We start from the raw sequence: 25,703 nt of genomic DNA, 5'->3' as shown, positions 1-25,703 counted from the left end.
CAGGAATGCAGGGAGGAAAGATAAATGACCAATCAGCATTTTTCTAATCGGGAAGAAAATCTGTTACAAGCAAACAATCAGCAGGCCGTACATATGCAAGCAGAACTTCCAACACTAGGAACGGCGCTGAATCCGGTTGAATCGGAATGGGCAATGAATCCGCAAGCAGCTGCTATGCCTGCTGACCAGACAGCCATTGCGATGGATCAAGGAGAATAAAAGAGAGGCAAAATATCTTCCCTTCCAAAAATCGACTAGTTTTGCTCTCGAAACCAACAAGAGAATCGTATATAATGGCAAAGAATACGTTTCGGAAGGGAAGGAGCTTTTACATAATGAATACATTATTACAAGGTAAGAACATAGTTGTTATGGGTGTTGCCAACCACCGCAGCATCGCTTGGGGAATTGCTCAATCCTTGTCCAAAGCAGGTGCTAATCTGATCTTCACGTATCAGGGAGAACGTCTGCGTGAGAACGTTGCTGAACTGGCAGCGACTCTTGATCAACCAGAGTCCATTCTGATCTCCTGTGACGTCTCCAAAGATGAAGAAGTAGCACAAGCTTTTGCTGAGATCAAAGAAAAAGTGGGCGTCATTCATGGCTTGGCGCACTGCATCGCATTCGCTAAAACAGATGAACTTGAAGGTGATTATGTCTACACCTCTCGTGAAGGATATGCACTAGCTCAAGATATCAGCGCTTATTCACTCGTAGCAGTCGCACGAGAAGCAAAACCACTCATGACAGAGGGTGGCAGTATTGTTACGTTGACGTATCTTGGCGGCGAAAAAGTAATCACCAACTACAACGTGATGGGCGTTGCCAAGGCAGCATTGGATATGTCTGTTCGCTACCTGGCTGCTGACTTGGGCAAAGATGGAATTCGTGTCAATGCGATCTCCGCAGGACCAATTCGTACACTCGCTGCCAAAGGCGTGCGCAATTTCAACGTCCTGATTCGCAACATCGAAGAGAAAGCACCACTTCGTCGTACAGTAGATACGTCCGATGTTGGCGATACAGCACTCTTCCTGTTCAGTCATCTCTCCCGTGGTATTACTGGTGAGGTGCTGCACGTGGATGCTGGCTACAGTATTTTAGGCTACTAGAACGCTTAAAAAATCACGAACATGCATAAAAGGCTTCCTCTCTTGACAGGCTAAAAAAAACGCCATTTCAAGGAGGAAGCCTTATTTATGTTCTGGCCCTTTGCAACTTCAATGGAAGAGTTAATGATGTTTACTGGCAGAGGATATTATTTGACCCGATCTGGCCATCTGACAGTGGATGGTTCACCAGAAATGGATGACAATGCTACATTGGCAAAGAAGAATGAGAACCCATCTCCTGAATGAAGCGGGAGATCCTGGTTTTGCGACCAAATCGTTCACTGGGGACACCAATATACAAGTTATGACGTGCCCGTGTGATCGCAACATACATGAGACGGCGTTCTTCTTCAAGGCTGGTGTTATTGCCTTGGCGAACCTGTTCAAGCGCATACTCATGAGGAAGTACACCCTCCAGGGCATCGACAACAAACACGGTCTCGAACTCCAAGCCTTTGGCTCTGTGGATACTCATCATCTGCACAGCGTTTGCAGAGGTAGCCAGAGAGTTTGATTTTTTGCGCCATTCCTGTTCCTGCGTGATCATTTTTTGGACGTGCTCGAGAAATGCAGGGATACTTAAATGCCGTTTGGCTGCGATCAGCAATTGGCGCAGATCGTCTATCGCATGGTCCTCGTCGTGGGGATTGCGTTCCTTATTCCGTTTTTTGACGTAATCACGCAGCTTCAAATCCTCATAGATCGCTTCCAATGCTTGTCCAGGGGTACAGCTTCCAATTTGGGAGAGTACCTCTTTTACTTTTTGCAGGTTTTTGCGCTGGTATGGTTTGAGAGAGACCAACCGTGGCAAAGCTTCAAGCAAGGAAACATCATCGAGGATCGCCTGACTTCGCAGTTCATTCAACTGGGACCCGGAGATATACAGGGAAGGAAGCATATCTTTTACTGCCTCTGTATGATCCCAATCAAGACTAAGCTTCAAATAAGCGAGTGCCCAGCGAACCGCCTGTTTTTGATAAAACGAGTCTTCTTCCAGCGTAAATGAAACAGGAATGCGTGCTTCCGACAGACGTTCCCAGATCGGGCGGGTGGATTCATAGGTGCGAAACAGAATTGCAAAGTCGGCGAATGTTGCCCCCTGCGCTAACTGATGCAGGATTTCATCGACGATGCGGGAAGCCTGTTCTTCCTCATCCTCAGGGTGAAACAGAATCGTCTCGCCATCGTCGGGATGGTAAGATTTCAACTCTTTTTTCCAACGTTCACGATTGTTGTTGATCAGCGAATATCCAAGCCCCACAATGGCTGAGCGGGAGCGGTAATTCACTTCCAGTGTAATGGTGCTTGCTGTGGGATAATCCTTGGCAAAATCGAGAATGTAACGTGGGTCGCTGCCTCGAAAGCCATAGATCGACTGGTCATCATCGCCGATTACACACAGGTTGTTTTGCGGGAACGCCAGAAGTTTTACGGTTTCATACTGAATTTTGTTAATGTCCTGGAACTCGTCGATCATCAAATACTTGATACGGCTTTGGTACAGCTTTCGCACATCTTCATGGTCACATAAGAGCTCGTAGCAACCAATCAGCATATCGTCAAAGTCAAACCACTGTTGCTTTTGCTTTGCTTTTTCATAGAGCGGATAGAGGTCCTGTGCTCGTCGCTCTTCATCGGTTGTCACTTGAATGAGTGCAGCTTCGTTGGCGGAGATACTCTCATTTTTCCAACGGCTCACAACCGAAAGTGCTTCCAGCAAATCTGCTTCTGGCAAGGAACCTAAATCAGTATGAACAAGAACGCCAGATTCCCGAAGCAGGCGGCATTTTTGCCAATCTTGCTTTAACAGACGGTCATTGTTCCAGCGCTGGGGATTGTGATGCATCAGCATGCGGTAGAACAAGCTGTGAAATGTACCGGTAATCAATTGATTGGCAACTCGTGGCTCAATGGATGAGGTGAGTCGCTGTTTGATTTCCTCTGCTGCTTTCGTGGTGAACGTAACGACCATGATGGAGCGAGGGTCAATCTGTTTATCATGAATCAGGTGTGCAGTTCTTGCGGTCATGACTTTTGTCTTGCCACTGCCAGCACCAGCAAGGATCAAGAGTGGGCCCTCTACATGATGCACAGCTTCTCGCTGCGAGGGATGCAGGCTGTCACGCTGATGACCATGAACTGATTGAATGGATTGTTTGGGAGCCAAACGCACCCGAAAGCTCTTGGCAGGCGGTGGTGTCGTAGCTGTTGCTGCTGACGAAGACTGGGGAATGGGACGGCTCTTTGGCAGTCGAAATCCTCCAGTGAAATCAGATACTTCTGGTTCTGGTGAATCGGTCTCTTGCAGGGATGTTGTGGCTGCTACTTGTGCAAAGGAATCCTGCTCTGGCTCACAATGAAGTGCTTGATCCGGCAGTTCTGTCCACGTTTCTGCAGGGCATGAGTGATTTTCTGTATGAGTAAAAAAGGGTTCAAAACTGACTCCTGCCACAAGTCTCAGCGGGGCCGCGCAAAGGGGACAACTGAGTTGATTGGTGAAGGCAAGGATACGCCAATGAGGGATGCTGGAGTATGTATCTTGCGTGATCTGTATCATTTTGTTCGTATACCTTGCTATTTTCACGTTTTTTTCACCCCTGCTACGAATAAGGAAGGTGCCCCTCGCCAGGGACACCTTGATCTTTACAATTATTGTGCTTGCATGAGCATACCGTCGTCTTCGTGTGAATTGTCTCTGTTGTCTTCAACTAGCGTGATACCCACACGTGTGATCCGGTGATTATCGAATTCGGTAATGGTAAACAGATAGTTCTCAAATTGTACAGACTGCCCGATTGCCACTTTCTCATTTAATTGACTGTAAAGCCAACCACCAATTGTATCTACGTCATCCGAAGTAATTTCAATCGGTATGTAGTCGTTCAATTCGGAAAGAAGGGTTTTACCGGCAACCGACAATACGTTATTGTTGCTTTCGATTTCAGGGCGTTCATGTTCATCGAATTCATCCTGGATGTCACCAACGATTTCCTCCAGAATGTCTTCCATGGTGAGAAGACCCGCTGTACCCACCGTACTCATCGATAACAATGGCCATTTGCGTCCGGCGTTTTTGCATGAGACGAAGTACGTGGCTAATCTCGGTTGACTCCGGAACGGTCAACATCGGACGGATCAGTCGTTTGATATCGGCATTGCCATTCGTCAAGGCTGTCAGATAAAAATCAGATGCATGGACAAAGCCGATAATGCGGTCTTTATCTTCATGAGCAACTGGAAAACGGGAATGACGAGATTCACGAATAATATCCAGGTTTTCCTGGAAGGAGTTATCATCGTACAGGCAGATCATATCAATTCGTGGAATCATGATTTCCCGGGCCAAACGCTCGGAGAATTCGAAGACATTGTCAACCAATGCCATTTCCGTTTGATCGATATGTCCGCTTCTCGCACTCTCATTGACCAGGATGCGAATTTCTTCTTCGGTGTGAGCTGAATCCTGTTCTGTTACCGGGTCAAGACCAATTCGCTTCAAAAGGAAATTGGCTGTTCCGTTAAGCAACCAGATGGCAGGATAACTGATTTTGTAAAATAACATGAGAGGTGCTGCTACCCACAGTGAAGTGTTTTCTGCTTTTTGGATTGCCAATGATTTAGGGGCCAGTTCACCAAGCACGATATGCAAGAAGGTAATGATCCCGAATGCGATGGCAAAAGATAAAGTTGTTATCAGGGTAGGATGCATTTCAAAGTTGCCCAGGAGCGGTTCGACAATCAAGTGGGCGATGGCTGGTTCACCAACCCACCCAAGTCCAAGCGAAGCAAGTGTAATTCCCAACTGGCAGGCAGACAAATAGGCGTCTAGCTGTTGGGTAACCTTTTGCGCAAATCTCGCATTCGGTTTTCCCTCGCTTACGAGCTGTGCTAATCGAGTTTGGCGAACTTTTACCAATGAGAATTCTGCTGCAACGAAAAAACCATTCAGTAATACTAGAAACAGCACGAGCAGCAGACTAAGAAATGTTTCCCCTATCGGTATATCCAAGTAGATCTCCGTCCTCTTGGTAACAAAAGGAGGAGAATTCACCTCCACATTTTAAGTTTTCTCTATTACTACAATCATACGAATAAAACTCATAAACATTCATATTTCGCTCTAAGATGAAAGGCTTTGATCCTGCAAAACCTTTTTTTCGTACATATAGTATATCAGTAACAATTCAACCGAGTCAAAAGTGTATGAATTGCTCATACAGTTCAAATCAATTCACTGGGGGGCACCGAGCGGCTTTTTTGCTCGTTTTTTGGTGATATCTCTTGTTTTCGAAGTTTCTCTAGTCAATCTTTAGCATTTTCTTGCAAGGACATGCAGTTTGTGGCATGACGGCAAGGAATCAACACCTTTTTGGCGAAAATGAGTAGTAAAACGAGTAGGATGCAGGGGAGGAAAGATACCATGAGCAACGGGCCAACTATGATTAGTGAGAAGGTCGGATATTTCCCAGGAAGTGTGAACGTAGGGGTTGTCATCGGACAAAGCGGGGTTATATTGATCGATTCAGGGCTTGATACCCAAACAGCGAAAAAGATAAAAAAAGGACTGGATGCAATTGCTCAGCCAGTACGAGCCATTGTCCAGACACATTCTCATGCCGATCATTTCGGCGGTAATTCCTATTTATTATCTGTATTTGAAGAGGCTATTTGTTATGCACCTCCGTTAGAAGAAGCAATTATTCGCAATCCCATTCTGGAACCGATTTATTTGGGAATTGGAGCCAGTGTACTCCCAGAATTAAAGAACAAATTTTTGTGTGCAGAACCTTCTCGTGTTGACAACATCCTTCCTGTCGAGGGTGAAATCGAGATAGACGGAGTCACATTCACCATCCTTTCCCTTCCCGGTCACAGTTGGCAACAGGTCGGGATTGTTGTGGATGACATTTGCTTTGCAGCCGACAGCTATTTTGGACAGACTACACTCACCAAACACAAACTTCCTTTCCTTGTTGATGCAAGCGAGACGATCGCCAGTTTAAAGAAATTACAAGAGACTAGATATCAAGGGTATTTGCCGGGTCATGGAGAATTCGAAACCTCTGTTCAGGAGACCATTCAGGCAAATATTCGCTGTCACGAAGAAATCATGGAGTGGATTGAGCAAATTTTTATCAAGCAGGAAATGACGTTGGAAGATGGGCTCGCCATGCTCTGTGAACAGCTTGCCGTGGAGATTGACAATTTGACGAAGTTTGTTCTGTACCGTACGGCTTTCATGGGGTATCTCGTGGGATTGTATCGGGAGAAGCGCCTTTCGTATCGGTTCAAAGGAAACCAGATGATCTGGGCAAAAGCAGAAACCTCAGAGTAGGGCAGTTTACGAAGGTGAAACAAGGTAATCAGCGATTTCGGCGAGCTTGTGTTCTGCAGCATGGCGGATTGCCTGAGGGATGATGAACTCTTCAGAATTCCCTTCCAAAACAAACTTGGATTCAAGATAAGGGCGACCAATTTTGACAGTTAGTTCTCCTTTACCTGAAAAGTTGTGGTGCGAAATACTGGTGGGGATGCGCAGAAAATACGAGGTACTGGTTGCGGAGTCATAGATCACAACGTCATAGACGGGAGTATCATCACTACCCATTCGCCTGAAGCCTTGTTGACGCAAAGTTTTGTCAACATACGACAGGGGTTGAATCACTCCGGATAAGGATTTCACTCTCAGTTGCATATTGGAGATCCTCCTTGCTATTGTGTTGTTGGCGTTTTCCCCATACTATATGAGATGGAAATCCCTTTCAGAATACATTTTCGGGAGGTAATATAGATGTCGCAAGAACTTCGAGCCGACTTACATACGCATACACTCGCATCAGATGGAACCTGCACTCCGGATGAAAATGTCAGACTGGCCAAGGAAGCAGGCCTTCATACCGTGGCGATCACTGATCACGATACAGTGGCAGGAATCAAAGAAGCAGTAGCTGCGGGTGAAAAATACGATATTCAGGTGATTGCAGGGGTTGAGATCAGCTCAGTCGGAATCGGGCAGGATATTCACGTGCTGGGGTATTTTGTCCCTTATGAAAATGAAGAATTTGAGATGGAGCTAAAAAAACTTAGAGGCTCCAGACATGATCGGAATATTCTCTTGATCAAGAGACTGAATGAACTGGGGATCGACATCACTTTGGAAAAGGTGTATCAGCGAAAAGCAGCCAAAGAAGGCACTGAAGGTACAGATAAAAACATCGGGCGTCCCCATATCGCCGAAGAGCTTATGGAAATGGGCTTGGTAGCCTCCATGGAGGATGCATTCGATAAATATCTGGGAAAAAGCGGTCAGGCCTACGTTCGCTCCCCACGCATTTCTCCCCAGGAAGCAATCAAGCTGATCCGCCGATTCGGAGGAGTATCCGTTTTGGCACATCCGGGTTTGTATGATAACAACGATTATGTAGAAGAATTGATCGTATGCGGTTTGGATGGAATCGAGGTTTATCACCCAGACAATTCAGAGGAAAATCGCCAGACGTACCTCCGACTTGCCGATGATTACGGCCTGGTGGTGACAGGCGGTTCAGACTTCCATGGCTGGAGAGGGGAAGAACCGTTCCATGCCATGATTGGTTCATCGACGACCACGGGTAAAGCGGTGGAGCAATTGGAAAAACTTGCTACTCAGCGCCAGGCTCAATTGCTGGCAGGCAAGAAAGCATAAGAAAAAGGTGCTCCCATTAGGAGAGCACCTTGATTTGTTTTTCCATGGCAATATGATCAATGCCCGCTTCGTCGAACACTTCACCCACGGGAAGGTATCCCAGTTTTTCATAAAAGCGTTGGGCATGACATTGGGAATTGAGTTTTAATTTCTGGTAACCACTCTCTACAGCCTGTGACTCCATTGTAATCATCAACTGAGCCCCTAAGCCTGTCCCCCGTTGATCCTTCATCACAGCAACACGTTCAACTTTCCCCACGCCTTCTGCATAAGTACGAAGTCGTCCTGCTGCCACTGGAAGCTGATTCACATAGGCCACAAAGTGTTTTGTGCCGGAATCAAGGGTGTCGAATTCGTCAATTTCCAGGTCTTCCGGTACTTCCTGTTCCTCGATAAAAACGAATCTTCTGACATCCAATGCATCCTGCAATTCTTGTTTCGTTTCGACAAGGCGAATATCTACAGATTGAACCATCAAGATCAACTTCCTTTCCAAGGAAAATCAACAGACCCTTCCACGAGGGAAGGATCTGAATTATTTCATATGATTTTATTTACTGGTTGAAGGGGAAGGATTGGACTACGCTCCAAGAACCATCTTCCAATTCTTTCACAAGATGAATGCGGTCGATGTCGGAAGTGAGGTCAAACTTCACCATGCTGAGCTGTCCGGAGACATCCTTGCATTCGTCATCAGTCAATTCACGTCCAATCGTCAAATGAGGAACGAAAGCAAATGCCTGACTTTGCTTGCCAATAATCTCAACAAGCTCTTGGTGTAATTTTTCGAAAGGCGCTTTATTTTGCACTGCCAAAAAGATCACATTACTCGTCGGGTGGAATGTAGATGCCCGGTGGAACGTTACCGAAAACGGATCTGTTGAGCTTGCGATTTGCTGTACCACTTGTGTCAGTTGAGGGAGCTTCGAATCGTCCATTTCAAAGTTGTCGATCAATCGAATAAACGGCGGAATTAATGCAAAGTGAGAGTCATACCGTTTGCGATAAGAGTTTGCTACCTCTTGTACTTTACTAGACGGAAAAACCACGACGCTGTATTTCATATGGAACCCCTCCTTGTATCTTTATTCTGTTAGCGGATGTTCAAAAAGTCCCGGAAAAGTTCCTTTTTGAACCGGCCCAATTGACGAGCGAATGTCCCCACCCATTATTTTAACAGATGTTTATTCTTTTGTGTAATCTTCTGCCCTGCCCGTATAAACTTCCCTTCTTCGGCAACAATGATTGACGGGAGGTGAATGAATGAAAACAGCTTGGATGATGACGTATATCTTTCTTGGCATTTTTACGTTGATCTCATTATCATTTATATTATTCGCAGCGATTCGAAGCAGCGATTTGGAAGAACTCGCTTTTCCTAATCCAAATGAAGAGAATCAGCAGAACGAGTAATCATTTCACCTTATACAAATGATGTAAGATCCGAGGAAGATTCTCTTGCCAATAGCCCCACGTATGGTCACCCGCGAAGGATTCATAGCGCAGGGTGACTTTTTTATGCACAAGAATGTCATGCAGCATTTGGTTTCCTGCCACCAGATCAAGGGTACCTCTAGATGTCTCGATGGCTGTTTCCTGTTCACCAATTTCGAGATAGACGGAAAGGTGAGAGTCTACATGCCATTGCTCAACCAGGCTGCAAAGGCTCGGGTCGAATGCCCCGGACTGCGAAGCCACCTGTCCAAATGTATGGGGGTAGGTGAGAGCAGTAAACAAGGACACCACTCCGCCCAATGATTCACCCAAAAGCGTACGAGCATGCCCCAATGGATGCGTCGAATAGTTCCGATCAACAAAAGAAACGACCTCTTCGGCGAGGAAGCGTTTGTAGGCGGCATGCTGGGCACCTTTTGGATGGTACCTCTTTGTACGTTCAGCCTTATCCACAGGAATAAAAACCACAATCACATCTTCTGTCTCACGGGTGTCGGAAAACTTGTCGAGCAGCGAAGGAAGCCGGCCGAGCGACAAGTAATCGTCTCCATCCTGGACGTACAGCACTGGGTACGAATACAAAGGTGAATAGCGATGAGGCGTATAAATCATCAAGCGTTCTTGCGTTCCAAGGTATTGGCTGGAAATGGTAACTTCTTCAATCGAGCCTTTGGGAATATCAACTGAAACCAACTGTGATGCCTCCTCGTACTATCTATTATGATTTGCCAGGAATCTGTAGAATATGGAAGTGAGTCTACCTATTTATTATACCGAAACGACTGCATGACAAGAAAGGGCGTAACTCTTTACAACAGAAAGATTTAGACCGTTACAAACTGAGGGAGCCATGCCTTTGGGTGAAAAATCAAAAGTTTGTCGCAATTTGCCTAACGTATGATACTATATAGAAACATGACTTCACTTTCAGCTCGGAAGGAGTTGTCTTACCATGACGAAACAAGTTCACAGCAGAGAGGTCAGGAATGCAGCGATTCAGCGCTTACATGAGCGCGGAGTTAGAGAAGAGGACATTGCGGAAATCGTCTTCCTCATGCAATCTCCTTACCATCCCAACCTGACAATGGAGCCTTGCGTAGCCAGTGTCAAGGCTGTACTCGAAAAACGGGAAATTCAGCACGCCATTCTGGTCGGTGTCGAGCTGGATATGTTAGCTGAAAAACATATGCTTTCCGAACCGTTACAATCCATTGTAGCTACCGATGAGGGGCTTTTTGGATGTGACGAAACGCTCGCACTCGGTTCGGTATTCGGATATGGCAGCATCGCTGTTACGACATTTGGCCACCTGGATAAACAAAAGATCGGGATCATCCGCCACCTCGATACCAAAGGTTCTGGAAAGGTAAATACTTTCCTCGACGACCTCGTAGCCAGCATCGCCGCCAACGCATCCAGCCGCATGGCGCATCGTCTGAGAGACGAGCAGGAGCAGGAAGAAACCGATCGCCTGATTCACATTTCCCAAGAGGAAGACGGCGAAGAGCAAGCGGGATAATCGGGTTGGATTTTCCGGGATATTCCAAAAGTAGATAACAGATAAAGTATTCTGATGGAAGTAAGGGAGAGGGGCAGAGAAGAGTGTTCCTTGGGGGAATGCTTTTCTCACTCTCGGGTTTTGGGAGAAAATGAGTGGATAAAAAATAAAAAACTGTATTTTCCTCTTGAAATTTTTTCAGGAATGCGGTATATTTATTTTCGTCACATTTTACAAATCCCGATAAGGGCCCTTAGCTCAGTTGGTTAGAGCGGTCGGCTCATAACCGATTGGTCGTAGGTTCGAGTCCTACAGGGCCCACCATCACATACCATACATATGTTGTTGAATGACTACCTTTATGGTAAGATAGTTTATAGGGCAATAAACAATGATCCGGTAGCTCAGTTGGGAGAGCACCATCTTGACAGGGTGGGGGTCGCTGGTTCGAACCCAGTCCGGATCACCATACATAACAAGCTGAAACCCTTGATATATAAGGGTTTTTTGTTTTTTAATGCGACCCCTTCTGTTCTCGTTCGATACGAACAATAGAAAATTGGTGCCGAAAAGAACATCTCCCCGAAAGCATCCGCTGTTTCCTTCTGCATGTGAGGTGTAGTATGCGAGTAGCGATCTAACATCTTCACGCTCGACCATCCCATGCGCTCTGCAATCCGCTTATTATTTTGCCTCATTTTCAAGGGCATAACAACGTGAGTATGACATAGTCGTGGAAACAAATCTTTTTCAATTCGGATTTCTCAGTGAGTTGATAGAACGAGCGGTTGATGTTCCGGAGAGAAACAGGAGTACCTAGCTGCGTGCATATCACCTAGTCGTTTTCCTCGTATATATCTCGATTTGCTATCTTTTTTTCCTTGGTACGATGACGCAGTTTTTCAAGTTCATCGGAAAACATCTTGTCAATCCCGATTGATCGGATACTCGATGCTGTTTTTGCTTCAGGTTCTAAGGTTTTTCCGTCATGGTTAAGAATTTGGCGAACAGATAGTGTCCTGTTTTTCAAATCAACGTCTTGCCATCTCAGACCGAGTATTTCTCCTTGTCTCATACCAGTTGTAATGGCTAGTAAAAAAGCACAGTAATACCGATCATTGTTTGCAGCTTCAAGTAGCTGGTGTGCCTCTTCATCGGTCCAATTCATTATTTCCTTTGTATCGGCCTTGGGGCGATCAACAACCGCAGCGGGATTTTTAATAATCATGTCCCAGCCAGCGGCCTTATTCAGGGATTCGTTTATGATAGTGTGGACTTTTTGGATATTCTCTCCGGAAAGTCTGCATGACTCTTGTAGATCGTTATAGAGGTTCTGGATGTGTCGAGGTGTGATATCTGCGAGGGCATAGTTTCCAAGTGCGGGAAGTATGTGATTGTTCACCAATCCAGCGTAAGTTTCAAGGGTACGTGATTTGACTTTTGTTTTCTTGTCCCGAAGCCAATCGGTCATGAAGTCTCTATAAATTGTTTTTGATGCATCTAGGTTTAAACCTTGCCCAAGTTCGTTTAATAGATCACGTTGTGCCGTTTCAGCTTCTTTCTTTGTTTTAAAACCTCTTCGCGTAATCCTCTTTTTTTTCCCGTTCTCATTAATTTCAATTGTAAAATACCAGGGATTCTTTTGAACGTTTTTGTCTTTGGTTACTGCCATATGATTTATTCACCCTTTGCAAAATCAATTTGATTTAGTGCTAATTATGGACAGAGCATCTAAAAATCCTATGATCCGGTAACGATCTTTGAATTAACGCAGCAAACATTATACTTGAACGGGAAAGAGAAAGTCGTATTTGATAAATACCAAGAAGCTAAAGACATCTTGGTCAACATGGAAAAAACCAAAAAAATTGTAGTATAAAAGGAGCGCTCCGGCGCTCTTTTTATTTTTGCCCCGAGTGGGGAGGTCTTGTGATGTCAGATGAAATCAAAGATCTGCAGAAAGGGATAACCGAAATTCTGGTAGCCATCGGCAAGATTGAGACGGAAATAAAGCAGTTTGCAAGTATGTCAGGCAAACTTAAACAGACGGAGAAGATGACCATCGAAGCTATGCAGAGCACCAAGGCGGCACATAAACGGCTAGATGAGATCACCAAAGAACTGGATGAACTCAACAAGAAAGTTGATGAAGTGAAAAAGGAAATCGAGAAAAAGATCGAAGAAGATAAGAAGTCGGGCAACGCCGATAAGAAGTAGCTCGTTGGTACCGTGATTGGCGTTGCAGCTCTTATTTTGAACTTTATTAGAGGCGGTGGAGGACAATGAGTGAAAGTGAATTGCTAACTTTAGTAATGCAAAACATCGGCCCGCAAATGACGGGTGTGTATGTAGCGTTACTTGTAATTGGGTATTTTCTTAAAAAGACACCAATGGTCAAAGATTGGTTGATTCCTTGGATACTGGTTGGAATTGGGATAGTTCTGGCATGTGGTGTACTCAAAGGTATAACAGTAGTTGCCATAATACAAGGTGTGCTGGTAGCTGGAGCTACCTCTCTCACACACCAACTATGGAAACAAACGTTAGTCAAGCGATATGAAAAGGAAGAGAAATACGATGCAAATCACTGAAATTCTTCTAGCTAACAAAAACTCTCGTCCCGGTACTAAAATCACTCCAAAAGGGCTGGTCATTCACTGGACAGCCAATGAAGGCAAAGGGGCAAATGCAACCGCCAACCGGAACTACTTTAATAAACCATCAACACAGGCCAGTGCGCGCTACATAGTAGACGACAAGCAGATCGTGCGCTGCCTTGATGAAACAGAGATGGGCTACAATGTAGGAGCCAAATCATTGGTATCGAAATGTGTGTCAACCAGGACCGTAATTATAAAGCAATGTTCAGAAGGCGGTGGAGTTAGCTGCTGACATCCTAAAACTCCACGGTTGGAGCGTAGACAAACTTTGGCGGCACTACGACATCACAGGTAAGAACTGCTCTGCATTCTTTGTTTCAGATGACAAAGCTAGGCAGTACACCGGGCTGACGGCAGAGAAAGCATGGGAAAAGTTTAAGCGAGATGTCGCTCAGTTACTTACTGTCAATCCACAACAGCCTGTGGACAAGCCTTGCTCAATCGAAGTGAACGGAGAGTTGCTAATAGCGAAGGGTAAAAACCGGAACGGAGTAACGAGGTTGCCGACTAGAGCCGTTGCTGAAGCTGTTGGGAATATTCCAGAATGGTGTCCGATTACAAAGCAGGTAAGAGTTAACGGCAAAGACCTGGACGAGACGATAGAGGACGGAGTGGCCTACGCTACTTCTCGGCAGCTTGCGGCGGCACTCAATCTACAAGTTGACTGGGTGAAGGAAACTGAGACTGTAACCTTGAAAAAAGAATAGAATACATTGGCCTACAGGCGGAGGATACAGTCAGCCCTCTCTCGTACATCCGAGGGAGGGTTTTTGTCGTTTTTGAAGGAATCCTGTTTTGGCTTGAAGAATTTGTTAAGAAAATAAACTATTTAAAGGAAGAATTTTATGTTTAGTAGTGACCAAAAGAAACTGGTGCTGGATATATTATTGAGCGAAAGAAACAGGCTGTTTTCAAATCATAAAGGTAAACTTCTGGACAAGACAATATCAGACCTCTTGCAGATGATCAGAAACGAAAAAAACATTCCCGATAATAGAATTGATAAGTCGCTTGATTGGAGCACAAGAGATAAGAGAAAATGATAGCCCTCTATCAGATTTACACCAGGGGTGTTTTTCCAATGTCTACTATAAGGGGTGCACTCTAAATTTCTGGTAGGGGGCTTTTTTGTATTTACTATATGATAATATTCAATAAAATGGTTTGAAGGTAGGTAAGATTAATGGAATATGATATTAATTGGTGTTTTTCTACAGTCAAAACTTATATAAACCAATTACAAGAGGAAGAGAAAAATAGTTATTTTCTCGCTTCGCTAAAAAGAATATTAATAACAATTGATGCAGCTAAGTTACTTAATGATAAAGGCTTTGATCTAGATACTTCAGTTTCACTTAGAGTAGCAATCGAGCATGCAGCTAGGATCAATTATTTTAAGAAAAATCCCGAAAAAATGACTGCAGAAGTCTCTAAGGTTTTTGGCAAAGGCCCTCGGGTAAAGGATACTCTTCTTGTACTTAATGGTACATATGAACAAGTTTATGAACTTGTTAGTGCATTTTCTCATCCTGATGCGCTATCCCTAATAATGAGTCTTGATAACAACCAAGATGGTCGAAAAGAACTTTCATCTTTAATAATTAAATCTGTATTGGTGTTCCTGCTTAACATATTGATTGTTGCTTACCCAGAAGTAAAAAAACCAGTAACAGAAGAAGTATTTAATGAATTAGGAAATAGTTTATTAAAGTTAGTTATTGAACTATTTTGCATTTTTGGATCAAAAATTGATGAACTAAATTTACAAGTGGATCCTGAGATCTTTTCAAACATTTTTGCCCAAAAGAGTAAAATTGGTGGACCGATCATAGACTTTGTAAGCACATTAGACGATCAAATAACTTTCGATGAATCAACTATCGAGTACATTATTAATGAATTAGCAAAAGAAGGAAAGTAATATCAACTTATAAGCTTAAAATGTAACTTTGAAATCTAAGGAGTCTGCTGTTAAAATGGCAGATTTTTTATTTGCACGTTTGCATTCCGTTCGCACATAACACAAACGGGTGTTCGTACAAATACGAAAGGAAGCGAACATGATGAAGCTGGAAAGATACCTCAATCAATCAATCAATTGAAATCATATATCTTGACCGTAACGGCATAACCAGTAAGCGAATAGTAAGGCTATTGAAAATAAAGAATGATCAAGTGAAAGCCTACTGCCTAACCAAGCGTGCTCCACGTGTATTCGCTATAGATAACATGCTTGCGATTCATCCGGTGGTGAGCACTGGTGCTATCTGATATTCAACGTAAGGTGCTACGCATTATCGGTAATTTCTCGTCCACACGTAGGAGGACGCCTACAATTGATGAACTGTGCATTAAAACAGGTAGGACTCGTGGCGATATCATGGAGGTTCTCGAAGTCCTTGCTAAAGAGAAATACATTGAGTGGGACAGGATGAGTCCAGACAAGATGAAGGTTTTGGAGAAATGGGAAAGGAATGAGAATAAACCTTGGCATTAAAGATAGATAACATCTTTGCCGTAATGCGATTCGTATTTCCTAAGCAAAGGCAGATGTACCTGCAGCATGAAGAGAATAGCATGTGAATCAGTAGGAATTTGAAAAGGTGAGAACTAAGAAGAGAGAAAATCGTGAGGCATTCACAAAAAGACTTTTCTTAAAACATGTGAAAGACTATAAATAAAGAACTTGAGGTCCAGATTTGTTTGTTGTAAGATGTAGGTAGGGTGGAAATACCAATTTTTTGTCGTTCTAATTAAGAACAGTACTTTCAACAGACATGATCCCCGGCGGGACGAGACTTCAAAAGTGTGGGAAACATTTTCTTAACCAGAAAATGTAATTGACTAAAATTTAAATTGTCTCATTTTGTGGTAAAGATAACCTCTAAAATGAGAAGTGACTGAAAAAATTAATCTCCTTATGGAGAAGGAACTTAAAAAAGGGAAATTCTTCTTTTATTTAAAGAAGAGACAGAAAAACAAAGAAATTGTCTACCGGAAATTTGAGTAGATTTAACTTGCACGTCTTCTTGATGCGAGTGTCTTTGGTTTTTCCACTCCCGCCTTTGAAGGGGTAGAGTAAACTCTACTCCTTTTACGTTTTGTCACTTCTTATTTTGATGGAGGTTATTTGTTATGAATAAAAATAATATTGTCGTTAAAATAAAAATTGTAGTTGCAGTAATTGTAGGGGTCATCCAAATTGCATATGCTATCGCTTGTGGTCAATTAGTATATGATTTGACTAGACTTTATTGGGATGCAAAAATTCTTCTTTTGTTTATCTCAAATATTTATCAAATTCAGAAAGAGACCATACAAATGATCGTAGAGGCTCTAAGTCAAACTTTGTAATACACCTAATCCTAAAAGGCACCCATACGGTGGGTGTCTTTTAGGCAACTTATTATATTCTAGTAAAGAACATTTCTTCTATGTCTGCTATTTGGATCATTAACTGCCTGATATCTTGAAAGTCAACTCCAACTGCATCAGTTCTCTGTCGTAATTCTGATGTAAGTATGCCAATTTCCCCAGGTTTTTCACGATTCAGTACTAAGTCACTAAGAGCAACTGTAAGACCGATTGAATCTGGATGCATATCCTCTAAGTTTAATTGTTGAAACGGCGCCTCGATCTGGATGTAGAGTGTTTTTTTTGTCCTATCTAGTTCATCGCTCTCAAAGTTTACTACTAGCCATATTGGAACTTGATTTCCATTGTGATAACCATAAATCACTTTAGTTTTCATCGTGCCACTGCCTCTTTTTGAAGTTGTCTATTAAGTTGATTAAGAATTCTTTTAGTCTCGTCCGACCAGTTTAAAGAGGCGGGCTTTTTATATTTATTTTGAGTTTCCTGAACAAATGCTTGTCTCATTTTATTCTCCAAACAACGATTTTTTATCTGGTGCCATCGTTTCTGTGATAAGGAATGGGTTACTTGAAAGTGAACGGATAAATGGTCAATTATCTTATTATCAGTCTTGGGAAGTTCCATTTCGCTAAATCATGAAGAATAGGAGAGCTGAATATAGCTAGAATTGTGCTGCTTGTTCTTCTTGTAAAGCACGAAAGAAAAAATCCATACTTAATTAATGGCCACAATGGCTTAGTAAGTGACATAGCTCATGAAAAAAATGTTCTTTCTGCTCCAGATAAGAAAGTATTGAATTAATTGTTATGCTTTTAAATTCTCCTAATTCAAAATGACATTGAAGGACATTCACTGTATACAAGAGGTTAGGCACTTGTTATAGGAACGTTCGTTCTCATCGTAGTTAGTATATAAAAAAAGAAGGGTGAAAAAGAAAAAGAAAAAGAAAAATCGCCAAGTAAGGCGATTTTTCTTTTTTATACATTAATTTTTGGGAGGTTTAAAGAATCAATAGCAATTTTAATTTTGATTGCAATTGCCTTTGCCAGCAAGGGAGGTACGGCATTTCCCACTTGTGTATATTGCGGGACCTCGAGCTTTCTTCTGGACCCACCTGTTGTCCTTTTGCCGTAAAATATAAAGCTATCATCAAAAGATTGTAGTCTAGCCATTTCTCTCACTGTTAGTATTCTATCTTCTACAGGATGGATGAAATCATCGGGAAGTGTAACCATTGTAGGAGAAACATCATTGCCGTTTAACCGGTTTCTGGCGTTTTTTCTAGTGAATACAGCTTCGATTAATTCATCATTGTAATCACCGGTTCTACATCTATTAATAATATACTCTATAGGATACTTTTGATTTAATCCATTTTTAATTTCATCTATTATTTCTTCGTGTGACCCTAGGTCAATTTTATGTTCAAGGAAAAGGTCAAAAGTATTTTTTTTGTTTTTATATTTACCTTGTAGAAGTTTTAATAGTGATAGTTGTAATTTAGATATTAATTCAATTTCTTTATTTAAGAAGGTAGAGTGGATTAGATCCAAATTATACTTTTTATTGAGGTTTTCGAAGCATTCATTAAGTAAGTCAGGATAATCTGTAATGTCGAATCCATTTTGCAGCCTCTTCACGACATTCTTTGTGCTTTCCCCTGGTAAATATAAAGAAAATCTTTGTTTTATTGAAGGTGCATGGCTTGACTTCTCTTGATTATATAACTTGCCGTCATGTGGAACGTAATTTCCATCAAATCTACTGGTGAACCCTAATTTTATTTTGGTTTGATAGTCACTTTCAATTTGTTTTTTTCTGTTTTTAAATAGATCAGAAAGAGCATCATAAACAGTTACTTTTTCTGTTAATTGCTCGGGATATTCAGGCATAGGTACCTCTTTTCCTGAAATATTCCTATATGCAATAAAAATTGCTCGTTTCCTTCTTTGAGGCACTCCATAGTTTGAAGCGTCCAAGAGTTTAGGCTCTAAACAATTATAATTAATTTTACTAAGTTCTTTCTTAAGAATATCTGCAACCAAAGTATTATCAGCATAAGGTTCTTCATCTAATCCTTTAAATCCATCAAATCTAGTATCCATAAACCCTTCTACATTTTCCATCACAACATATTTAGGCTTAATTTCGCTAATCACTCGAACGTAATGCAAGAAAAGGGTATTACGGGGATCGTTTTTGTCTCGCCTCCCTGCACGACTAAATCCTTGGCAGGGTGGACCACCAAAAATGGCATCAATATCAGGAATATTCTTATCTTTAAAATACTCAAGATTGTTGATGGAATTAATAATATGTTCGCCACGAAGTTCTCTTACATCAGCAAGCTCAAAATGAGTATGTACTCCTTCTAGTAATCCGAGCTGCTCATGGCGTTTTGTATATGTTTCCATAACATCTTTGTTAATGTCACTAGAAAAAACAATATGGAAACCGGCTTGTAAAATACCCTCGCTCATACCTCCGGCACCACAAAACAAGTCTATAGCTAAAGGTTTATTCATTCATTGTCACCTCAACAATTCTAGCACTTTCTCTAAGTTGATTATGCATTAAAAATTCTTGAAAATCCAGGTGTAAATATATGAAACGTACGTTCTATTTTGGCATAAATCAGCATTTAAGTAAATATAACAACAAATTTGGACACAAAAGGACATAAAAGGAGTAGTTATGGTAGAATTTGAATATTGATAAATAGTTATTAAGTCTCTTGTCTCTTCAAGGAGCCCAGCTTATGAACCCATACTTTTTACCTGACATTATCGAACAAAAATTAATTCAAATTATTCAAAAGTATTGTAGGAACGACTTTTCCCTCATAAGAATGACTGAAACTATGTTAAAAAAAAGCATCATTGATGCATCTGATAGTTTAAGAGTTATCCTTCGGGATAACGAAATTGTTAACTACGGGGAAATAAAACAAGAAGAAAAACTATACAAAGCTGTAACAGTATTTAATAAAGGCGATGCTATCTCAAGGGATACCAGTTTTTATCGGCCTAAAACCAAGTCCGGTGATCCAAGATTTTGGATCTCTAGATTTACTCACTTTGTTAATGTAGGGCAACTTGTATATTTTACTGTATACCGTGATGAATTGATAGCAATTCCGTTAATTGGATACGAACATTTTGAAGATGATATTCGCTCGTTTTTTGGAGCAGATAATACAGATGATCAAATTATTGAGGAACTACGGCAGAAGATTTCTCTCCTGAAAGCCAGGGGATGGATTGAAAGCACATCACCATATAAAAGTAACCCTAAAGATGCCGGAGAAACGTTAGAACAATGCTTAGGTATATCAGCAAATAGTCTAATCTCAGCAGACTATATGGGAGAAATCGAGCTGAAAACAAAGAGAGCAAACTCTGGGAACCGAGATACTCTCTTTAGTATGATTCCTGACTGGGAAAACAGTACTGTAAAAAGTTCAACAGATATGATGTTGAAATATGGATATCCAAGCAGAAAATATGAAGGATTTCAGGATTTATATGTGACCGTAAATAACAATCCAAACAATCAAGGTTTGTTTATGGGTGTCGATGATGCTAAAGAACAAGTATTTCAACATAGTTTGGTTAATGGGATTGAGGAAGAAGCTTGTATCTGGGGATACTCAGATGTGAAAAGAAGGCTGCTTGAAAAGCATCCAAAGACAATGTGGATAATTGCAGAGGAAAAAGTGTTCGATGGAAAAATTCATTTTAATTATGTAAGTGTTGAATTGACTCAGCGACCCATCTTTACTCAATTTACATCTCTTATTCAGCAGGGGCTAGTTGTTTATGATTGGCGTGGCCGTGTTCGCATTGATAGGACAGGTTATAAAGATAAGGGACATTGTTTTCGAATGAATCCTAGAGATCGTCATCTGCTTTTTGGGGAAACAAAAATGTTGGAGATATAAAAGATTATCCTATGGAGGATTATTATGGCTAATATCGTTGAGCTTATCCGAGAAAAAGTTATGAATGATAGTTTTAACAATTCAACATTTAATTCAGTTTTCAATTCAAATTGGAAACCAATAATAGATTCCTACATCCTTACATCAGGAAACTATAATCCAACCGGTATATTTAATCTAGGTGATCATCTATCAGACATTTTTCTTTCAACACGAGGCTCGGGTAGAGGGGGCCATACCTCAACTTCTGAAGCAAATAGTGCATTGGCAAAGGCAGGGAATTCGTGGGAACATTTAGTTTGCTGGTATCTTAATCTATGTTTGGCTGGTACCAGGGCAGTAGCAATTAAATATAAAAAGAATTTAGTTCCTGAAGCTATAAGAAATAGTTTGACAGTATATTATGGGGCTTATGATTCAACATCTGAAACTGACATTATTGTAATTACATTTCCTGATTTGCAGGAATATACAGTTGATTATTCTTTACTAAGATATGTAGGTAATACGGTAACAATAGCTGGGGTGGGAAGTGGCGGAAGAAACCCTTCATTTACCAAGGTACTTAATGCCTTAGCAGATAGAGACTTTGCAAGTTATGAAGTTGGAGTTATTCAGTGTAAAACAAATTGGAATGATAGTGTTCAAGTTCCAATGCTTTGGGATATGATTTATTCTTCTAGAAGTTTTAGTAGAACACGGTCCATAACAGTTGGTAGATCAGGTAAAAGTATTCACAACTTAAGTTTGTTTACTTATTCCTTCGTAACAGTTCCGACTAACAGCCATACTAATTATACTGCTGGAAAGTTACCAGTAAAGCGAGTTCAAAACCTCTCAGGAGGTAATTACTGGGGGTACCCAAGCAAAAATAATGTAGCTCTTTCTGTAAAAGAAATATTTAATAGAAACTTTTCAACGGCTTTTGGATCTACGCCAATAGCAAATCATATTTCAAGTTGCGTTATTCCAAACTTAAGAACAGTCTATAATTATCTTAATCTATAAGAATTGATTAGGTGACTCTCAATGGAACGATATGACCAATGGATTAAAAAAATTGAGACGCTGTCAAGTCTACTTCAAAACCAACCTTTATTTGTGCTTTCTCTTTCTTCAAAAGAGCTATTTCATTCGAATTTTTGGAAATGGTTAATTACCGTAGGAGAACATCAAGTACTATCAATTTTTGAACTAGATTCTTTAAATTACAAAGGCAGAATTACTCCGGAAAGAGAGAAATATAAAATTGATTTAACTATCGAAACAAATAGTGAGCCAGATAACGTGGCATATATTGAAAATAAGGTTAAATCAATTCCAAATCTCCAACAATTAAATCGATACAATAAAGATCTAAATAATAAGAAGAATAAAAAACTAAAGGACTATAGATTAATTACTTTATTTGAACCATTACCTTATATTAGACATGAAATTAATGGTCAAGGAATATGGAAGATTATTAGCTATCTTGAACTAGCGAAAAGTTTAGAAAAAGTAAATCTAAAAAATAGATATCACCAAAAATTGTTAAAAGATTATAGAATTGTTATTAAGTGTTTGTCTGAATTATCAAATGCACTAATAAACTCGCCAAATAGAAAAAAGCTAGATATTGTTCGAGATTCAAATATGCCTCTCAAAATACTTGGAGAAATTGGGCTAGACGATATTTATATTAAGTACAGAAGCAATGAAATCACACATTATCTATATGACCTCTTTCTCAAGATTAGAGACAAGCTAATAAAAAGATACCCTGATGATCCATTTTGGCAGGTAACTGTTGAATATGAATATACTAAAAGTGACAAGTATTATTTGGATAAAAAAGAGAACTGGATTAAAAATTTACCAGATGACTGTATACTAATTGACTGGGGTTATAATAACAAAAATGGCACATTAGATTTTTCTTTAAAAATAACTGATGAAATACTTATGGGAATTCAAATTGAAGGTGGACAATATAGGAAGTTCATATACTGTCAAAAAAATTGCACAAAATATGCTGAGGCAATTATTAAGAATACGAAAGATGTGTGGTTTGACAAAACCTGGAAGAGTAAGAAAAAACGAGAACAATTTTTAAAATATGATTCCACATTTCGATATCAGTATGATTATTCCAACCATTTAACAAAAGAGACAACCAATAGAGAAATTGCAAAAAGAATTTTACTTGATTTGAAATCTCTATTTGATCACAGACAAGTTATTAGAGACGCTATTCTTAAACTATAAAAATACAGAAAAAAGGGTGAAATAAAATATGACATTAAAAATTATAGGTAATGCGAAGGATATAAGATCAAATACTCCAATCATTTATGCCCAGATTGGCGTTGATGAGTATTTGAAACTGGTTGGGGAAAATTTTGACGAGTTCCATATTCAAAGAAAAAGAGAAAAACATAAAGCCTATATAAGGATGAGAAAAGATATTATAGAAGGTGCTCTTTTACCAACAATTACTCTCTCCGTAAAAACACAGTTTGTTGATGAGCTGATGCCTCATATTGAGAGTGCAAATATTTCTGAGCTTGAAAAATTATTAGGAAGACCTGGTCAAGTTAATATCCTTGACGGATTACAAAGAACTTTTATTCTGAATGACCTGAAACAAGACAAGGTTGAATTTAAACAAGATCAGAAATTATTATTGGAATTTTGGCTTGAGAAAGAAGTAAAACATTTAATCTACAGATTAATTGTTTTAAATGCAGGTCAAAAACCAATGTCAATGAGACATCAAGTTGAATTACTCTTTGCTACTATCAAAGAAAAATTGGAAGATGAAATTGAGAATCTGGTAATCTACATGGAAAGAGATAATGGGAAAAGGAATCGTCCTAAGAAATTTCCATTAGATAGATTGGTTACCGCTTACGAAAGTTTCCTTACAAAAAGTCCAGAAATCAATAGAGATAACATTGTTGCGCAGAGATTGATAGAAGGCAACATTTTTGATACTGATGAAGAAGAGCTAAATGAAAACTTCGATAGATTTAAATACTACTTAAAAGTATATTCTGAGTTAGATGAAGAGGTTTTTAGAATTTATTCTGATTCAGATATTCACGGAGAGAATTGGTTGGCAGAAGAAAATGTTATTAATACGTTCTTTGCGGCGATTTCAGATTTTGGTTCAAGCGAAAGTAGAATTCGGCGGATAAATGTAACATTAGAAAAACTACTTAGAGATCTAAGAAGTGATTGTTTAGGAGAGGATCCATTTGCGATACAACAACTAGAGCAAATTAAACAGGGTATTGATTCGAAGAAATCAAATGTTGGATTCGCGTTAAGGAAGTTAACGATGAACGGATTCAAAGAATATTTTAGAGAAGAGGGAGAAAAAACTTTTAAACAGTGTTGGATTTCGGAGGCTGAATAGTAGTGAAAATAGAAGAAATAAATAGGCTAGCAGAAGATGGAAATTCACCTGTAGAAATAAAATCAGTTGAAATAAAAGAAGATAACATAGTAGTGAATGGTAAAATTGCGTTGCCAATTGAAGTTGTGTCAAATTATTATACCAAAGAAAATGATATAGTGATTTTCGATGAGGATGGAAACGAGATAGGATGTTTATGTTTAAAAAGAAGCTTTGATATTAGTGAACTTTCAGATTATAGGTTTGTAGCATACCTTATAGATGTTGACTATAATAATTTTCTAAATACAAACTATGAGTATAATGATTCATATGTAGTTATTAACGAAGAGTTCTATGATGATTATATTCAGCATTATAAAGATACCTCATCTCTTTGGGGGAAATTTAGTCATGAAATACTTTCGATGCCAGTAAATAGAACGGAAGCAAAGATATTAGCAATTAAAAATATTAATCTTCCAACAAAATATCATATTGAGAATTGTATCCGTGCCATCAATGAACCATATGCGTTTGAGAGATTTCTAAAACTCTATCATCTGTTGGAGTTAATATTTGATTATGATTTGGTTCAAGATATCAAGGCACTTAACGAAGATATCAAGGATGCCGGTAAGCTTATTATGGAGTATAAAAGAGAAGATATTAATCGGTTAAAGTGGATTTTTGAAAAAAGATTAAAAAATCTTGATCAAATTGTATCTAAGTTGAACCATATACAAAATTATATGGATAAAGCTTATGATATTTTTTATCACTACGGAAAAGAAAGCAATCCGATAAAAAAATACGATGATTTCGAAGAAATTATTAAATTAGGAGGTTTTGAATACTCTCAACTTAAACAACACTATGCAAAAAATTATGGAGAAGAGCAGCACAAGCAATTCATTATTAATGTAGCGGCATATTGGATATACCGAATTCGATGCTGTATTGCACATAATAAAATTGGAGAATATATCATGGAGTCCAAAGATGAAGAATTTGTAAACAGCTTCGCAGAACCACTATTGTATGAAATATTAATCGAAGGATTTCGAGTAAAAGAATATAACTAAAGCTTTAACTTATTGTAAAAAAAATATATTATAAAGACGCTTGTTTGCATGCAAGTGTCTTTATAATATATTTTTTTGAATTTTACTATTTCAAAACCACTTCAAATTGAAAATAAACTTGAGGTTTTTGTAATTGAACACTGGATTAATGAAGATATTTGCGTAAGATTTATATTTGAAAAAGTTGGGCTAGAGTGGAAAATTTTAAATATAAAGTACAATAATTACTTAGTCAAATTTAATAATTGAATTCAAAATTGTTTGAGCTCTATCTTTCTTGACAATTGAACCTGTAACTTAAAGAAATGTTGAATTAAGAAGTTGAGGTGAATTAAATGTATGAGATTAGTGAAGAAGATTATACAGTTGTTTTAGATTCAACTGGAGTTGATGATATAGTATTACAGCTTATAATTGTGAATGTCAACCAAAAAGTTGACCACCGTGCTCATCAAAAAATTGACCACCATGGCAAAATATAACCACCCGCTGGGTGGGTAACTTTTTCATGATC

The 25,703-nt window shown here is 39.9% G+C and carries 26 protein-coding genes, 2 tRNA genes and 1 pseudogene; 20 read left to right on the top strand and 9 right to left on the bottom strand.

The window, feature by feature from the left end:
- Positions 1–24: 24 nt before the first annotated feature.
- From ACPW7N_RS14310 to ACPW7N_RS14300, 3 genes are all read left to right on the top strand, one after another.
- On the top strand, positions 25–219 hold the full coding sequence (locus tag ACPW7N_RS14310) for a hypothetical protein (RefSeq protein WP_425651781.1): 195 nt from the start codon (positions 25–27) through the stop codon (positions 217–219).
- 116 nt (positions 220–335) lie between these two features.
- A complete protein-coding gene (fabI, locus tag ACPW7N_RS14305) occupies positions 336–1,112 on the top strand; it encodes an enoyl-ACP reductase FabI (RefSeq protein ID WP_425651780.1) in 777 nt (258 codons plus the stop codon).
- Between the two features lie 87 nt (positions 1,113–1,199).
- Positions 1,200–1,358, top strand: a complete 159-nt coding sequence (locus ACPW7N_RS14300; RefSeq protein WP_425651779.1) for a hypothetical protein — start codon at positions 1,200–1,202, stop codon at positions 1,356–1,358.
- Here the strand turns inward: ACPW7N_RS14300 and ACPW7N_RS14295 are convergent.
- On the bottom strand, positions 1,318–3,696 hold the full coding sequence (locus tag ACPW7N_RS14295; protein ID WP_425651778.1) for an ATP-dependent helicase: 2,379 nt from the start codon (positions 3,694–3,696) through the stop codon (positions 1,318–1,320). The two genes, ACPW7N_RS14300 and ACPW7N_RS14295, sit on opposite strands and share 41 nt — an antisense overlap.
- A gap of 65 nt (positions 3,697–3,761) precedes the next feature.
- Positions 3,762–5,127 (bottom strand): annotated as a pseudogene (locus tag ACPW7N_RS14290) (hemolysin family protein).
- Between the two features lie 405 nt (positions 5,128–5,532).
- Here ACPW7N_RS14290 and ACPW7N_RS14285 point away from each other — a divergent pair.
- Positions 5,533–6,447, top strand: a complete 915-nt coding sequence (locus ACPW7N_RS14285; protein WP_425651777.1) for an MBL fold metallo-hydrolase — start codon at positions 5,533–5,535, stop codon at positions 6,445–6,447.
- 6 nt (positions 6,448–6,453) lie between these two features.
- Here the strand turns inward: ACPW7N_RS14285 and ACPW7N_RS14280 are convergent, their stop codons facing one another.
- A complete protein-coding gene (locus ACPW7N_RS14280) occupies positions 6,454–6,807 on the bottom strand; it encodes a hypothetical protein (RefSeq protein WP_425651776.1) in 354 nt (117 codons plus the stop codon).
- A 96-nt stretch (positions 6,808–6,903) separates the two neighbouring features.
- Between ACPW7N_RS14280 and ACPW7N_RS14275 the strand changes: the two genes are divergently transcribed.
- Positions 6,904–7,797 (top strand): PHP domain-containing protein, encoded by an 894-nt coding sequence (locus ACPW7N_RS14275; protein ID WP_425651775.1) that lies wholly within the window; start codon positions 6,904–6,906, stop codon positions 7,795–7,797.
- Between the two features lie 16 nt (positions 7,798–7,813).
- Here the strand turns inward: ACPW7N_RS14275 and ACPW7N_RS14270 are convergent, their stop codons facing one another.
- Together ACPW7N_RS14270 and ACPW7N_RS14265 are read right to left on the bottom strand one after the other, a co-directional pair.
- Positions 7,814–8,272 (bottom strand): GNAT family N-acetyltransferase, encoded by a 459-nt coding sequence (locus ACPW7N_RS14270; RefSeq protein WP_425651774.1) that lies wholly within the window; start codon positions 8,270–8,272, stop codon positions 7,814–7,816.
- A gap of 79 nt (positions 8,273–8,351) precedes the next feature.
- Positions 8,352–8,861 carry a 2'-5' RNA ligase family protein gene (locus ACPW7N_RS14265; RefSeq protein WP_425651773.1) on the bottom strand — a complete coding sequence of 170 codons (510 nt, stop codon included), beginning with the start codon at positions 8,859–8,861 and terminating at the stop codon, positions 8,352–8,354.
- A 199-nt stretch (positions 8,862–9,060) separates the two neighbouring features.
- Here ACPW7N_RS14265 and ACPW7N_RS14260 point away from each other — a divergent pair, with 199 nt between their 5' ends.
- Positions 9,061–9,210, top strand: coding sequence for a hypothetical protein (locus ACPW7N_RS14260; protein WP_425651772.1), 150 nt, complete (start codon positions 9,061–9,063; stop codon positions 9,208–9,210).
- Here the strand turns inward: ACPW7N_RS14260 and ACPW7N_RS14255 are convergent, their stop codons facing one another.
- A complete protein-coding gene (locus tag ACPW7N_RS14255; RefSeq protein ID WP_425651771.1) occupies positions 9,211–9,945 on the bottom strand; it encodes an alpha/beta hydrolase in 735 nt (244 codons plus the stop codon). It lies immediately after the preceding gene.
- A 259-nt stretch (positions 9,946–10,204) separates the two neighbouring features.
- On the opposite strand from ACPW7N_RS14255, the gene ACPW7N_RS14250 reads away from it, so the two are divergent.
- From ACPW7N_RS14250 to ACPW7N_RS14240, 3 genes are all read left to right on the top strand, one after another.
- Positions 10,205–10,771: a phosphatidylglycerophosphatase A family protein gene (locus ACPW7N_RS14250; protein WP_425651770.1), complete on the top strand. Its 567-nt coding sequence runs from the start codon at positions 10,205–10,207 to the stop codon at positions 10,769–10,771.
- A gap of 226 nt (positions 10,772–10,997) precedes the next feature.
- Positions 10,998–11,074: transfer RNA gene (locus ACPW7N_RS14245), tRNA-Ile, on the top strand.
- 69 nt (positions 11,075–11,143) lie between these two features.
- A tRNA-Val gene (locus tag ACPW7N_RS14240) sits at positions 11,144–11,219 on the top strand.
- A 366-nt stretch (positions 11,220–11,585) separates the two neighbouring features.
- On the opposite strand, the gene ACPW7N_RS14235 is transcribed toward ACPW7N_RS14240, so the two are convergent.
- Positions 11,586–12,422, bottom strand: a complete 837-nt coding sequence (locus tag ACPW7N_RS14235; protein ID WP_425651769.1) for a tyrosine-type recombinase/integrase — start codon at positions 12,420–12,422, stop codon at positions 11,586–11,588.
- Positions 12,423–12,682: 260 nt separating this feature from the next.
- Between ACPW7N_RS14235 and ACPW7N_RS14230 the strand changes: the two genes are divergently transcribed.
- The 6 genes from ACPW7N_RS14230 to ACPW7N_RS14205 all read left to right on the top strand — a co-directional run bounded on the left by ACPW7N_RS14230 (position 12,683) and on the right by ACPW7N_RS14205 (position 16,764).
- Entirely contained in the window at positions 12,683–12,967 is a 285-nt protein-coding gene (locus ACPW7N_RS14230; RefSeq protein WP_425651768.1) for a hypothetical protein, read from the top strand.
- A 65-nt stretch (positions 12,968–13,032) separates the two neighbouring features.
- Positions 13,033–13,341, top strand: coding sequence for a phage holin family protein (locus tag ACPW7N_RS14225; RefSeq protein ID WP_425651767.1), 309 nt, complete (start codon positions 13,033–13,035; stop codon positions 13,339–13,341).
- Positions 13,328–13,642, top strand: coding sequence for an N-acetylmuramoyl-L-alanine amidase (locus ACPW7N_RS14220; RefSeq protein WP_425651766.1), 315 nt, complete (start codon positions 13,328–13,330; stop codon positions 13,640–13,642). The genes ACPW7N_RS14225 and ACPW7N_RS14220 overlap by 14 nt, the downstream gene beginning before the upstream one ends.
- 268 nt (positions 13,643–13,910) lie before the next feature.
- Entirely contained in the window at positions 13,911–14,117 is a 207-nt protein-coding gene (locus ACPW7N_RS14215; RefSeq protein ID WP_425651765.1) for a hypothetical protein, read from the top strand.
- A gap of 476 nt (positions 14,118–14,593) precedes the next feature.
- Positions 14,594–15,331, top strand: coding sequence for a hypothetical protein (locus ACPW7N_RS14210; protein WP_425651764.1), 738 nt, complete (start codon positions 14,594–14,596; stop codon positions 15,329–15,331).
- 1,214 nt (positions 15,332–16,545) lie between these two features.
- Positions 16,546–16,764: a hypothetical protein gene (locus ACPW7N_RS14205; RefSeq protein WP_425651763.1), complete on the top strand. Its 219-nt coding sequence runs from the start codon at positions 16,546–16,548 to the stop codon at positions 16,762–16,764.
- Positions 16,765–16,816: 52 nt separating this feature from the next.
- Here ACPW7N_RS14205 and ACPW7N_RS14200 read toward each other — a convergent pair whose 3' ends face one another.
- Both ACPW7N_RS14200 and ACPW7N_RS14195 read right to left on the bottom strand, forming a co-directional pair.
- Positions 16,817–17,161, bottom strand: coding sequence for a hypothetical protein (locus tag ACPW7N_RS14200; RefSeq protein WP_425651762.1), 345 nt, complete (start codon positions 17,159–17,161; stop codon positions 16,817–16,819).
- Positions 17,162–17,762: 601 nt separating this feature from the next.
- Positions 17,763–19,310, bottom strand: a complete 1,548-nt coding sequence (locus ACPW7N_RS14195) for a DNA cytosine methyltransferase (RefSeq protein WP_425651761.1) — start codon at positions 19,308–19,310, stop codon at positions 17,763–17,765.
- 233 nt (positions 19,311–19,543) lie between these two features.
- Here ACPW7N_RS14195 and ACPW7N_RS14190 point away from each other — a divergent pair, with 233 nt between their 5' ends.
- The 5 genes from ACPW7N_RS14190 to ACPW7N_RS14170 are packed head-to-tail and all read left to right on the top strand — an operon-like array spanning position 19,544 to position 25,189.
- Positions 19,544–20,725 (top strand): MvaI/BcnI family restriction endonuclease, encoded by a 1,182-nt coding sequence (locus ACPW7N_RS14190; protein WP_425651760.1) that lies wholly within the window; start codon positions 19,544–19,546, stop codon positions 20,723–20,725.
- Between the two features lie 24 nt (positions 20,726–20,749).
- Complete coding sequence (locus ACPW7N_RS14185; protein ID WP_425651759.1) at positions 20,750–21,733, top strand: hypothetical protein; 984 nt, start codon at positions 20,750–20,752, stop codon at positions 21,731–21,733.
- A 21-nt stretch (positions 21,734–21,754) separates the two neighbouring features.
- Entirely contained in the window at positions 21,755–22,972 is a 1,218-nt protein-coding gene (locus ACPW7N_RS14180; protein WP_425651758.1) for a PD-(D/E)XK nuclease family protein, read from the top strand.
- 28 nt (positions 22,973–23,000) lie between these two features.
- Entirely contained in the window at positions 23,001–24,125 is a 1,125-nt protein-coding gene (locus ACPW7N_RS14175; protein ID WP_425651757.1) for a hypothetical protein, read from the top strand.
- 2 nt (positions 24,126–24,127) lie between these two features.
- Positions 24,128–25,189: a hypothetical protein gene (locus ACPW7N_RS14170; protein WP_425651756.1), complete on the top strand. Its 1,062-nt coding sequence runs from the start codon at positions 24,128–24,130 to the stop codon at positions 25,187–25,189.
- The last annotated feature ends 514 nt before the right edge of the window (positions 25,190–25,703 follow it).

The organism is Brevibacillus nigriterrae (assembly GCF_049846925.1).
Taxonomy (GTDB): Bacteria; Bacillota; Bacilli; order Brevibacillales; family Brevibacillaceae; genus Brevibacillus_H.
This window is presented reverse-complemented; position numbering and strand designations above follow the sequence as displayed.